General features: G+C 41.6%; 8 protein-coding genes and 1 pseudogene. 5 read left to right on the top strand and 4 right to left on the bottom strand.

What is annotated here, in order from left to right; all coding sequences use genetic code 11:
- Positions 1-43: 43 nt before the first annotated feature.
- Positions 44-790, top strand: coding sequence for a LytR/AlgR family response regulator transcription factor (locus AC04NP_RS01015; RefSeq protein WP_482857436.1), 747 nt, complete (start codon positions 44-46; stop codon positions 788-790).
- On the opposite strand, the gene AC04NP_RS01010 is transcribed toward AC04NP_RS01015, so the two are convergent.
- The gene (locus AC04NP_RS01010; RefSeq protein ID WP_482857435.1) at positions 787-2754 is read right to left on the bottom strand and encodes a sensor histidine kinase; all 1968 of its coding nucleotides are present in this window, start codon (positions 2752-2754) and stop codon (positions 787-789) included. The genes AC04NP_RS01015 and AC04NP_RS01010 overlap by 4 nt on opposite strands.
- 488 nt (positions 2755-3242) lie before the next feature.
- Here AC04NP_RS01010 and AC04NP_RS01005 point away from each other — a divergent pair.
- The 4 genes and pseudogenes from AC04NP_RS01005 to AC04NP_RS00990 form a co-directional block, all read left to right on the top strand.
- Positions 3243-3368: pseudogene (locus AC04NP_RS01005) on the top strand (zinc-ribbon domain-containing protein); the annotation flags it as partial.
- 21 nt (positions 3369-3389) lie between these two features.
- Positions 3390-6638 (top strand): AAA family ATPase, encoded by a 3249-nt coding sequence (locus tag AC04NP_RS01000; RefSeq protein WP_482857741.1) that lies wholly within the window; start codon positions 3390-3392, stop codon positions 6636-6638.
- Positions 6639-6676: 38 nt separating this feature from the next.
- On the top strand, positions 6677-7606 hold the full coding sequence (locus AC04NP_RS00995; protein ID WP_482857434.1) for a sulfotransferase domain-containing protein: 930 nt from the start codon (positions 6677-6679) through the stop codon (positions 7604-7606).
- Between the two features lie 121 nt (positions 7607-7727).
- Complete coding sequence (locus AC04NP_RS00990; RefSeq protein ID WP_482857433.1) at positions 7728-8897, top strand: MFS transporter; 1170 nt, start codon at positions 7728-7730, stop codon at positions 8895-8897.
- 365 nt (positions 8898-9262) lie between these two features.
- On the opposite strand, the gene AC04NP_RS00985 is transcribed toward AC04NP_RS00990, so the two are convergent.
- The 3 genes from AC04NP_RS00985 to AC04NP_RS00975 all read right to left on the bottom strand — a co-directional run bounded on the left by AC04NP_RS00985 (position 9263) and on the right by AC04NP_RS00975 (position 13232).
- On the bottom strand, positions 9263-10633 hold the full coding sequence (locus AC04NP_RS00985; protein WP_482857432.1) for a Fic family protein: 1371 nt from the start codon (positions 10631-10633) through the stop codon (positions 9263-9265).
- Positions 10634-11073: 440 nt separating this feature from the next.
- A complete protein-coding gene (locus tag AC04NP_RS00980; RefSeq protein ID WP_482857431.1) occupies positions 11074-12141 on the bottom strand; it encodes a mandelate racemase/muconate lactonizing enzyme family protein in 1068 nt (355 codons plus the stop codon).
- A complete protein-coding gene (locus AC04NP_RS00975) occupies positions 12138-13232 on the bottom strand; it encodes an N-acetyltransferase DgcN family protein (RefSeq protein ID WP_482857430.1) in 1095 nt (364 codons plus the stop codon). Before AC04NP_RS00975 ends, AC04NP_RS00980 begins: the two co-directional genes overlap by 4 nt.
- Positions 13233-13243 lie beyond the last annotated feature (11 nt).

Raw genomic sequence — 13243 nt, 5'->3', positions numbered from 1 at the left:
AAAGGTTATATTTCCATCTAAATTTGAAATGCTTCCTTTTGTTATGAAAGAATCAGCAACAAAAATTCTAATCATCGAAGATGAAATGATCATTGGGGCAAATATCTCGTTACAATTAACAAATCTTGGATATGAAGTAATTGGGATCATTCCTCGAGGTGAAGAAGCATTGCTGTTTATAAAAGAAAACGAACCGGATATAATACTGATGGATATCCGCCTTAAAGGGAAACTCGATGGAATTGAGACGGCAAAACAGATACAAAAAGCATACGATACCCCTATTATCTATATTACCGCCAATGCGGATGAAGCCCATTTTAACCGTGCTAAATCTACGAAACCCCAGGCATTCATTTCAAAACCGTTTAAGAAACTTGATTTACAGCGTGCCATAGAACTTACCTTAAGCCGGATTGGTGATCATGAGGATAGGGAAAATGTTGCAAATAATAACCCCGATTCCCAGTATATACTAAGTGATTCCATTTTTGTGAGGCGCCACGAAAAGATGGTGAAAATTATTATCAGCAATATCTTTTATGTCGAGGCGGAGCGTAACTATTGCCGTATCTATTCCAAAGACAAAAATTACTTGTTGGTAATGACATTAAAAGCGCTGGATGAAAAATTGCCAAAAGAGCATTTCATGCGGATACATCGCTCATTTATAATTAATATTTCACAAATTGATGAGGTGGGTAGCACTTATGTTGTTGTGGCAAAAAGAGCTATCCCAATAAGTAAAATATATAAAGAAGAATTACTTAAACGACTGCAAACGATTTAACTGTTATGATGTTCGATCTTAAATTCAAAGGATATTGAGGTGCCGTCTTTCATCATACGATTCATTTTACCCTGTAACTGTTGGCATAATAAATTGACCAGCCGCATGCCAAAGCCGGTCTCACCAATCTTTTCATCCATGTTTTGTCCTATGCCATCATCCGAGACTTCCAGACACAGATGTTCCTTATCTTTTTGTTCCAGCGCCAATTTTACTTCACCTTTCCTGTTATCAGGAAAAGCATATTTCAAAGCATTGGTCAGGAGCTCATTAACAATTAATCCCAAGGGAATAGCCGTATCCACATCCAATTCCAAAGCCTGCATCTCACATGTTAAATTCACTTGCTTTTCCATACCGAACGAATCCAGCACATGCGTTCCCAGGTTATTAAAGTAATCCTTCATTTCAATGGTTGAAAGGTTGGTTCCCTGATATAATTTCTGATGAATCATACTCATGGATTGCACCCTGTTTTGGCTTTCCTGCATCACATTCACAGCATTGGCATCAGTCAATTGTGCCGATTGTAAAGCCAATAAACCGGAAACGATTTCCAGGTTGTTTTTTACCCGATGATGGATCTCTTTCAACAAAAACTCTTTCTCTTTGTTTTGCCTCTCCAGCAAAGCATTTTTCATCTTATTGCTTTGGTAATTCTTATAGAGGACCAATACAAATAGTAACAGGAAGCTGGCGATTACGATGATAATTATCTGCCTGGTGTTTTGTTGCGCCAATGCTGTTTCCTGCAATTTGATTGTGCTTTCCTTGAGAGCGACATCAAATTCCGTTTGAAGAAGGGAGATACGCTGGTCAGCCTCAGCCGTAAAAATGCTGTCTTTTAGCTTATCATATTTAATAAATGCCTGATAGGCTTCTTCATAGGCCTGGGTTGCTGCAAAGGCAAATCCCAAAGCTTCATAAGCCTGGCTTAAATAGTACTCATCCCCAAAATCCCGGGTGGCCACTTTAATACATTTCTGCAGGCTTTGTATGGCTTCCTTACTTTTTCCTTCCAGGTTTTGAAGTTTCCCTATGGATAGCCATGAACGCATGATCATAAAGTTATTTTCCAAAAGTTCGGCATATTTAACCGCGTAAGCCCCGGCAGATTCTGCGGCTTCAAATTGTTTCAGGTATGCATGCAGATCCACTAAAGAAATATATACGTCGCTCAAATTGTTATAAAAACCATATTGCTCTCCCATTTCAATAGAACGATTATAATAGGCCAGGGCCTCATCGTATTTTCCAAGTGCTAAATAGTTATTGCCAACCACATACAGTGTAAAATCGTAATCCAGGTCTTTGATGCCACGCTTTTCAAAAATGCCGATAGACTTCAATCCGTATTCCAACCCCCTTTCAAATTTTGATTGCTTCCAAAAAATATTGCTAAGGTCGCTATAGGCCAGGGCAATGGCCTTTTTATCATCCAATTGCTCTCCTAGCCGTAAAGACGCTAATGCATAATCTGCTGCCTTGCCCAATTCACCTTTGCGCTCGAAGACATACCCTAACTGTGTATTTAAAAAGGCCAGATCTTCTTCCTTCACTTTGTTTTTTGCATCTTTAAGTACTGTAAGAGCACTATCTAGTTTTTCCATCCTCAGTAAAATACTACCTAAGGTAATCTGAAACCTGCCTTCCCATAACGGATTGTTTTCAGAAGCAGATAAAACCAGCCCCTTTTTAGCCAGGGCAAGAGAAGTGTTTAAATTACGTGTATGCCAGTAATAGGCAAGATCATTTAACATAGAAAGCCCGATTGTGTCATGCTTCACTTTATCCCACGATTCTTCCAGGACCGTTAAATAAGAAGCATCAAAATCATCGGTATCTACGAATACTTTTTTGTAAGGATTGTCACTAGCTAAATCTACAATTTGTCCATGGGAAACAAGCGCGCCTACCCATGAAAATATGCTTATAAAAACAATCTTCAAAATGGATCCTTTCATAAAAATTGTTCATAAGTAATGATTGTCAAGTATGAAATTACGAATTTTAAATGGAGATCTTAATTTAACCATCCGGAATGATTCAAGCTGTTGGGAGAATAGCAATTGGCTTACTAACAAAACTTTACATCCTCGATGAACAGATCGAAGTTTTGCAAAACATCTCCGGTAAATAAAATAGCTTATTCGGACAAAAAATGCGGGCCTTCGTCCTAAGCCCCTTTATAAATACCGGAATTGCCCTTTATTTTAGAGTAAATCCAACTAATTGTCGCTACATGAAAAGGGCATTTCATTCTTCTTTATTATGCTATTTCTTTATTCAGGGAAAGTCGTTTGTGCGCATGAATGCAATGTTAATGAGCGTCCAAAAGGCTTTGACAGGTACATTGAGTAGATAATAACCGAATGGAATGCACGGGGCCCGATAGTAGGTATAGTTATTAAATCGAACTAATGAGTATTGTCTGTTAAGTAGTAATTCCGGCATGATCTGTACAAACTGTCATTTTGAGAACCCTGATGGCATAAAATTTTGTGGTAATTGTGGTAAGCCGCAACATTTGCTATGCTCTTCCTGCGGGTTTGAAAACCCTCCCGGGTTTAAGTTCTGTGGCAATTGTGGTATGACAATCTTGCAAAAACAAGCATCCAACTTGCCTCAACCTGCCGAAGTGTCTCAACCCGAACGAGGAAATGAAGCTGAACGAAGGCATCTGACAGTGATGTTTTGTGACCTGGTAGGGTCTACAGCCTTGTCCAATGAACTGGATCCGGAGGACCTGCGTGCGGTGATTACCGAATATCAGAACGTATGCGAAAAGGTTGTAGCCCGGTATGAAGGACATGTTGCCCAATACCTGGGCGACGGTATTTTAGTTTACTTCGGTTATCCGGTGGCGCATGAAAATGATGCACACCGGGCGCTGAGTTCAGGGTTGGGGATTTTAGAGGCAGTTCAGCGATTCAGCAAACATCTGGAAGAATCCAACCGCCCCGGTATTTCGGCCCGGATTGGGATTCACACAGGACATGTGGTAATTGGCGATATGGGGGGTACCGGACAAGGTCAACCCCTTGCCCTGGGCGTTGCCCCCAACATCGCAGCGCGGCTCGAGGGGTTGGCTGAACCGAATACGATGTTCATCAGTGCCGATACCTACAAACTTTTGCAACGATTTTTTTTATGTGAAGACAAAGGTGAACATTCGGTTAAAGGGATTCCCACGCCATTGCGGATCTACCGGGTTATTCATGAAAACATGGCAAAAAGCAGGTTTGAGGCGAGTCAAAATGGCCTGGACCAGAGCCCTATGGTGGGCAGAGATAAGGAAATTAAGCAACTAAAGGAACTTTGGCAAAATGCCACGCAGGGCAAATCACAGGTAGTTTTGTTAAGCGGCCAACCCGGTGTCGGTAAATCCCGCATCTTGCAAGCTTTAATGGCACATGTTGCCGCAGATAGTGATGCCTGGCTTAATGCTCACCAGTGCTCCCCTTATCATAAAGGAACGGCCTTCTATCCCCTGGCAGAGGCCATCAAACATGTGGCACTACAATTGAGTGATGACGAGCCCTCCGTTGAAAAGATAAGCCGGCTTGAAGGATTTCTGCTTCAATATGGTTTTTCTTTAGAGGAGATGGTCCCTCTTTTTGCCAATATCCTGGCACTTTCACTGGAAGGGACTATTTATCAACCGACACCATTTTCGGTAGAGCAGCAAAAACAAAAGATCATGGGCGCATTCATCCACATGTACCTGGAGCGATCCGTTGAGCAAAATTTATTGCTGGTCTTTGAAGATATTCAATGGATGGACGCTTCCTCCCTGGAGGTTATTACCCAATTGACCGATCAGCCACCTACATTGAATATGCTTACCGTATTGAGTTTTAGACCTGAGCTTAATCCCCCATGGCATATGCAGCCCCACATCACGCCAATGTCTCTGTCGAATTTACCCGGAGAAGCTGTTCGGGAGATCATTATAAAAATAGCTGGCAATAAACAACTGCCCCGGGAAATAATTGATCAGATTATCCGAAAAACTGACGGCGTCCCGCTTTTTGTCGAAGAGCTCACTAAAATGGTTTTGGGATCGGAAATATTGCAAGAGCACGATGATCATTATGAGCTTCGTGGTCCTGTTTCCTCATTATCCATTCCATCTACCTTACACGACTCGCTGGTCGCGCGGCTGGATAGCATGTCACACACCAAAAAGATGGCACAGATTGGGGCCGTCATAGGCCGGGAATTTAGCTATGAACTTATTAATGCAGCCTCTCATATGCCGGAAAAGGCTATGGGCGCATGCCTTAGAGAACTGGTTGAAGCAGAATTACTTTTACAACGCGGGGTACCTCCTAAGGCTACTTTTACTTTTCGACATGCATTGATCAGAGATGTTGCCTACCAATCGCTACTCAAGAGTCAGCAACAGCGATTTCATCAGCGTATTGCCGAGGCTTTGACACAAAAAATACCTGTTCTGGCAGAAAACCATCCCGAAATGGCTGCCTATCACTTTGAAAAGGCGGGCATGTTTCACGAGGCGGTGGTATATTGGATCGCCGCCGGGGATAAGATAAGACAGCACCTGGCTTATGACCAGACGCTGACTTATATGCAACGCGGATTGACTTTAATAGAAAAGATAGAGAACGAAGAGGACCGTTCGACCCTTGAATTAAAATTGTTAACCATCCAGGCGCCGGTGCTCATCATGACCGAAGGTTTTTCTTCATCGGCGGCCTACGAGGCCAGTTGCCGGATGAAGGAACTGGCCGAACAGCAAAAAGATAGCATGAGCTTATTTCAGGCACTTCGGGGGGTGATCGTCCACCAGTTATTTGTAGGCAAAGCAAAGGTTGCCCTCCACTTTGCACAGGAAGCTTTAGACATCGCCAAATCACTACAGGTCAATGAAGTGCTTATGGAAGCATACCGGCTGATAGGACAAACTTCAATCTACGTGGGTAAGCTTGCACTCAGCCTGGCGTCTTTTGACAAATCCATATCACTATACAAGGCTACGGATAGGGACACGCTCAGCCGGTTGATCGGATCAGATCCTGAGGTTTTCAGTATGATTCAGAGCAGCCATGTCTTGTGGTACCTGGGTTACCCGGAGCAGGCCCTGGCACGAGCCAAAGGGGCACTGGAGAAAGCCCATGTACTCCAACGTTCCTACACCCAGGTGTTATGCTCATTTATCAGCAGCTTGGTATCCTTGTATTGTGGTCATATTCAGGATACATCGAACCATGCACAATCCTGTATCGCGTTGAGTGAGGAATACGGCCTCTCTATGTTCAGTAATGAAGCGAAGTTGTTTCTCGGGGCTACCATGATTGAAAATGGTAAAGTAGAGGAAGGGTTTCAAATGGTACAAACATCCCTTAAAGGGCGACTTGAACGCAACTTGTTATCAGGAATTCATATGCACATGAGTGTACTCATTGACCAGTATTTGAAGACCGCAAAATTAGCGGAAGGCCTTAAGGCAGCTAACAAAGCAATAGCGCTAAGCAAGCAATCAGATGATCAGCTTTTTCTGTCGGAGCTCTATCGGCTCAAAGGTGAATTATTATTGGCAAAAAAAGGCGAAGCGAGCCTCGGGGAAGTTGAGGACTGTTTTAATAAAAGTATAAAAATTGCCAGAGAGCAGGAGTCCAGGTCCTTTGAGTTGCGCAGTGCAATGAGTATGGCCAAAGTATGGAAATCGCAAGGAAAGGTTGCGGAAGGCCTCGAGTTGGTTTCAAGTATCTACAACTGGTTTCAGGAGGGGTTCGAAACGCGGGACCTGATGGAGGCAAAGCACCTGATCGAAACCTTGTCGGTTGCTACCCCCTCGGCCCATACAACACCTAACACCGAATAATCAGCCTAAATGATCGTATCAAAAAACTAAATATTTAAATGATGGAAAATTACAAATGGCCTAAAAAAACCCGGGAAATGCACAGTAATCACTTTAATTCCACGATATGGAATGACTTTAAATTTCGGGATGATGATATTGTAATAGCCACTTATGCAAAGTCAGGTACGACCTGGATGCAACAGATTATTGCTCAGCTCCTGTTTGATGGTGCGGAAGATCTGCCTGTGGCCGAAATGTCACCATGGCTTGATTTAAGGATACCACCGCCCGAAATAAAGCTGCCGGCAGTCGAGGCTCAAACCCATCGACGGTTCCTCAAAACACACCTGCCGGTAGATGCCCTGGTCTACTCACCCAAAGCAAAGTACATTTACATTGGGCGTGACGGAAGGGATGTCGTTTGGAGTATGTATAATCATCATGCATCAGCCAATGAAAAATGGTACGCGGCTTTAAACGATAGCCCCGGACTGGTGGGACCACCCATTGAAAAACCGGTGGATGATATCAAGCAATATTATCATGAATGGCTGGAGAAAGATGGATATCCCTGGTGGTCGATCTGGGAAAATGTGAGTTCCTGGTGGAACATTCGCAATTTGCCTAATTTATTATTTGTCCATTTTGCCAATCTAAAGCAAGATATGGAAGGTGAAATAAGAAGGATTGCCAGGTTTTTGGACATTGACACGGAAAAACTGAATTGGGAGGCAATTATTAAACATTGTAGTTTTGACTACATGAAATCACATGCCGATCAAAGTGTCCCTCTGGGTGGTATTTTCTGGAATGGTGGGGCAAAGACCTTTATTCATAAAGGGCAAAACGGCAGATGGAAGGGTGTATTGTCGGAAGAAGATTCAAAATTATATGAAACAAAAGCTGTGGAAAAGCTGGGTGAAGCATGTGCCCACTGGCTGGCGACAGGCGAAATGATCCAATTAGACCATCACTTACAGCCATAGCACACCTGTAAGCTAAAATTTAGTTCGATAGAACCCGAGAGTGCATAATGCATTTTCGAACTAAAAAATGGGGTAATGCATTTTATCGCCGAAAATTAAAGAGCCATGAATCCGATCGCCGATGATCAGAATTAATTTGTCAAAGCTTACTTTGCTTTTTCTCAGCATACTTACTATTATGGCGGCGGCGATCGTTGCTCCCTCTATTCCTGCAATTGCCCGATTTTTTAAGCAAACACCCCATGCAGATCTGCTATCAAAACTGGTGATTAGTCTTCCCACCTTGTTCATAGCTGTCACCGCTCCCATAGTAGGCCGCTACATTGACAAGCACGGAAGATTAAAATTACTGTATGCAGGTTTGGTCCTGTATGCATGTAGCGGAATATCGGGATTTTATCTCAATAATATCTACCATATCCTTACAGGCCGTGCATTGCTTGGTGTTTCCATTGGCATCACTATGACCATTACCATAACGCTGATTGGGGATTATTTTAAAGGTGAAGAGCGTAAAGATTTCATTGGGTTGCAGACAGCTTTTATTGGATTTGCAGGGGTTACATTTTTAATAGTCGCCGGAGTATTGGCAGACATCAGTTGGCGGCTGCCGTTTCTCCTCTATTTAGCCTCTATCGCATTCATTCCACTGATAATCAATGTTTTAAATGAACCTTCCCGAACCTATTCCGCAACCGGAAGCATAACCGGTGAATCGAGCCTGCTTATTCGTATTATTTTCGTCAATGCGATTGTCTTAATGATCTTGTTTTACATTGTTCCCACCCAACTTCCCTTTTTGCTTTATGAGATCGGCATCGACAAGAACACCTTATCCGGAACCGCACTGGCTGTCAATGCCCTTGGAATGATTATTTCTTCCTTGTTTTATTCCGGATTAAAAGGACATGTGCACTTTCCGTATATCTATACTATTGCATTTTTTCTCATGGCAACCGGATATTTTATGACAGGTATGACCCATTCATTTTTTGTTATTCTTATGGCTATGTTCTTTGCCGGATTGGGCTTTGGTTTGTTAATGGCAAATACCAATCTGTGGATAATGGAGCTAAGCCGGCAAGAACTAAGAGGCAAAAATATAGGAATGCTCACTACCTGCTTATTCCTCGGTCAGTTTTTATCGCCAATAATCTTCGAGCCCCTGGTAACACGGTTCGGTGTCTCATTTCTTTTCACATTTACCGCAGCCTCTATGGTCTTTATTTCAACAGGTTTTCTGTGGTTGGGTCAATCGCTCATTAACATGGGTACTTCAACCGGATCATGATTCCAACCTTGTCATTAAAAAGTCTACCATCTTATGCTAGATTCATTGATTATGGAGATGGAGAGGACATACAACAAGGAGCGGAGATTGGAAATTTTGTAATTGATAATATTTGAGCATTTATAAAAAATAGTGGTTGATAGTGACATCATTCCTAATAATATTTTAACACTACTGAAACCAGTAAAATGTCCAAAACATGAACGGTATTTATTTGATGAAAAGTGCTTTTACTTATTCTACGTTGGAAAAGATAGAATGATTCTAAATATGAACCGTCCAGTAAGAGACACGTACGCTAGGTGGTGAGAGGCGCAAAGTGGGTTTGGTTTAGGGCTCACGGTCTTCTACTCGATTGGCAATAGTTATTTTACTCCTAATATTGAAGAGAAGACATTTTCAAAAAAGTTTTGGACAACATCTGCTAATTTCATATTAAAATTATCTTTTTCCCAATGCGGTTTTTTTTGGTTAGAGTTAGCGTATCTGACAACTATATCTCCCTTATCCGCAATATAAAAGGCTCTTAAAGAAATATGTTTAGAATAGTCTGAATATCCAATAAACTTAAACTCTCTATCAATCTCATCAAAATAATTTAGCTCTAATGGGATTATGTTAGGCGTTTTTGGATATTTATTTCCAGATCGGAAAAATCGGAACATCAGAGTTGATAAAATTCTATTTGTATCGTTATTATGGAAACGGATCGAGAAGAAATTCGTATTAGGAGCTATTCCATTTTCTTTTAGCAATTGATATTTTTCAAAAGTTATAATAGGATATTCATAAAAACTCACATAAAAGCTTTCTACATTTTGGTCAATAACTGAAACTACTTGTTTGAATTCGAGTTTAATTTGATTTACTTTATTTAACCATAACTCGTATTCAGCTTTTGACTTTGCCAGCCTTTGTTGAGTGTCTTTGGCGCCGATTCTTTTAGCCCAGTCTTTCAATCTATTTGACTCGTCTTTTATTCTTAAATACTCCGAAAATAAATTTGTACAATTTTTTGTAACAACTTCTACAATAGGCTCATATTCTCCTTCATCTGCCAAACTTAATGCGTTATAATAGTCAGGTCTCTCATCTCTTCGAATGTTACAAATTGGATATCCTTTCTTTAATAAAATTAAGTTCAATAAAAGACGAGCTGTTCGACCATTTCCATCTTTAAATGGATGAATTTTCACCATCTCGTGATGGGCAATTGCACCAATAATTAATGGGTTTTCATCTTCGTTTTCTCCAATCCAATCAAATAATTCTTTCATTTTGATTGGTACTTCAAATGGTTCAGGCGGTGTATGTTCAGAACCTGAAATAATTACACCAATATCACGATAAGTTCCAGGACTCAAAGAGTCATCATTTCCAATTATTAAACTATGAATTTGTTTTAAATAATGTTCAGTTATTTCTACATCATCTTTGACAATTTCATAAAGGAAATCAAATGCAACACCCAAGTTCTTTACTTCAAGACTGTCTTTTAATGGTTTACCAGAAATATCAATGCCTTCTTTTAATACCATAGAAGTTTCTTGAAGCGTTAGTCTATTTCCTTCAATTCCGGAACTATGAAATATGTGATGTGTTTTAAAATGTTCTCTTAATTTTTCAAGAGCAATTTTATCCAGGGGAACTTCTCTTAATTCTTCTACTTCACCTTGTAAATTTTTTATTTGTTGAAGTAAATCAGGTGATAATAATTCTGTACTTAATTCAATCATTTGTCTATCATTTATGTCTATTATAATTATTACCAACAATTGGCGATATACTACAAGGTAGTGCTCATATTTATTTCATCGAAATCCTAATCTAACGGATTTTTAATAATATTCATATCAGTAGGTCACTCAGGTGTGTATTTCTATGGTTTTATTCGAGCTATGGCCTAATAGGACTGTATGTGCCTTTAACTTACCCCATCTTCCAATAAATGGATGCAAAATAATGGTGTGGAGTCTAGTATTTGGACAAGTTGCTATGAATGGGTGGCGCATTTTCAATGATATATACATTGTCGCTAGTGACTACAAAATTGTAGATTAAGAACACATTACAGTGCATTTCAAACATTTACTAACAAAACAATCTGATAACACAAAAAAATACTGACGATCAAAGCTCAAAGGGTGATCAGCTCGACCGGATTGGGTGGTCGATATCATATCAACTCCACCCCAAGCCCCGGCCTGTCCGTAATTGACATCCATCCATTTTCAATTTTAAATCCGGGATTCACCACATCCACCACAAGATCCAGGCTGCCATCAAGATCAATATATTTCGTGTTGTTAAATGACAAGGCAGCATGTAAGGCAGCGGTAATACTGATCGAGCTTTCATCATTGCATCCCCACATCAAATCTATGTTTGAAGCCCCTGCAATCGTGGCAATTTGCCTGGCCGGATGAATGCCTCCTGATTTCATTAACTTGATATTAAATATATCGCCGGCATGTGGAGGGGATGCCAGTTTGAAAGCATCTTTGGCAGACTTAAGGCTTTCGTCGGCAGCAATTAAGGCCTTAATATCGGCAGGCAGTTGTTTCATCAGGTCCACCTGATCAGCAGGTACAGGTTGTTCTATCAACTCCATGTTAAGCTGACGGGTTTCCTGGTAAAACCGGATCAAATCCTGTTCGGTATATCCCTGATTAGCATCTACCCGGATCGCCATTTCCCCGTTATAACACTCCCTTAGCTTCTTCATACGTTCGATATCTTCTTCCACATCTTTGCCAGTCTTTACCTTTAGCACCCGGAATCCCATGTCATAATACTCCTTGGCTTCAGCCAAAGTGTCGGCTACGTCTTTTATACCAATGGTCACGGAGGTCGGCAGGGATTTTATTTTTCCACCTAAAAAGACGCCCAATGGGATATCCAGATATTTGGTGAAAGCATCATGGACAGCAATATCCAGCGCTGCCCTTGCCGCCGGTGTTTTGGGAAAACGGGTCAATATTTCATCAAGCAATCCGTAAAACTCCCTGATATCCCTGCCAATCAAAAATGCCAGATTTTCGTCGGTCAGCGTATTCAGGCTGTCATCCAACGACTCGCCAACTACCTGAAAACTCGGATTACCCGACCCCAGACCATATTGATCATTGTCAAGGTTAATTTTTACGAATACATTGTCGACATCGTCAACCGTTTTAAAAGCTATGGTGTAAGGCCTGGTGTTGCCCAGGTTTTTCCTCCAGACCTCTATAGATTTTATTTTCATACTTTAATCATTTTTTCTTTAATAAGTTCAACAAGTCCGTTTAAACCATCCTCCAGGGGACTAATTACGGGCAGGCCAATTCTTGCCGATAATTCTTCCTTACTGGCTTCAATCTGCCGGCTGGTCATTTCAGCGGTATTCAGTGTTAAAGTCCAGGTGCTGCTACCGAGCAACTCTATGATTTTTATATCTTCCATCACATCTGAAATAGTGGCCGGAAAATGTTCTAAATTATTGTAATGTGTCCTGATGGGGTGGTGTTGTAAAATTACACCATCCAGCAGGCCCGAAACGATGAATTCGGATCCACATGGCCCCCCCGGATTTTTCAGACTGGCCTGGCCTTCGATCAGCATCACATCCGGTTGCTCATGTTTCCAGCAGCTATACATAGCATGTTCCAACTCACCCGGAATGAAATCGTTGGGGGTGGCATCAAAAATGAAGCCATGCTTGGTTCCCTGCAGCCAGCCGGTCTGACCCGTATAGATCATTTCTGATTTGATACCGGCTTCATTCAGTGCATTGTCCAGCAGTTTGGTGGTAGTCCTTTTACCTACTGAGCAGTCTGTTCCCAGTACGCCAATTTTCAGGCAATCAACCTCCTGTATCTTACCACTCCAGAAATGAAGATCTTCAAAAGGCTTTGGTTTTCTGATATCAAAGAGCACAGCACCGTGATCCTCTGCCAGTTTTTTCATTTGAGGAATTCCACTGAGGGGTTGATGCAGCCCGTTGATCATGTGAATCCCCTGAGCCAATATCTCCTCGATTACCGGGTAAAGACTCCCGGGCAGAACGCCTCCTTTGGTGGCCATACCAATAATAGCATACTCAGGTTTTTCACCCTTTACCTCGATAAGCCGGGCCATGGAGGAAAGAATAGGAATATTGCGGTGCCGGCCGTCCAAAACCTCGCCTGCATCCCTGTTTGCAGCCTCGTGATCGATAACCGCCACGATATCAAACCGCTTCGACTCCCTTATCAAACCATGTGCCGTTTTGGCATGAATGGTTTCCAACAGTCCACCCGTTATTATACACGCTGTTCCAGCCAACTCCGGGTCATCCAATCTTTGTGTTGTTATCATTTTTATGTTCC

The organism is Agaribacillus sp. DX54 (assembly GCF_056858335.1).
Note: the sequence above shows the minus strand (reverse complement) of the source record. Positions and strands in the feature narration are given on the sequence as shown.

Coding starts and splice junctions, on each gene's coding strand:
- AC04NP_RS00975 (WP_482857430.1), bottom strand. CDS start 13,232: ATGATAACAACACAAAGATTGGATGACCCGGAGTTGGCTGGAACAGCG.
- AC04NP_RS00985 (WP_482857432.1), bottom strand. CDS start 10,633: ATGATTGAATTAAGTACAGAATTATTATCACCTGATTTACTTCAACAA.
- AC04NP_RS01015 (WP_482857436.1), top strand. CDS start 44: ATGAAAGAATCAGCAACAAAAATTCTAATCATCGAAGATGAAATGATC.
- AC04NP_RS00980 (WP_482857431.1), bottom strand. CDS start 12,141: ATGAAAATAAAATCTATAGAGGTCTGGAGGAAAAACCTGGGCAACACC.
- AC04NP_RS01010 (WP_482857435.1), bottom strand. CDS start 2,754: ATGAAAGGATCCATTTTGAAGATTGTTTTTATAAGCATATTTTCATGG.
- AC04NP_RS00990 (WP_482857433.1), top strand. CDS start 7,728: ATGATCAGAATTAATTTGTCAAAGCTTACTTTGCTTTTTCTCAGCATA.
- AC04NP_RS00995 (WP_482857434.1), top strand. CDS start 6,677: ATGATGGAAAATTACAAATGGCCTAAAAAAACCCGGGAAATGCACAGT.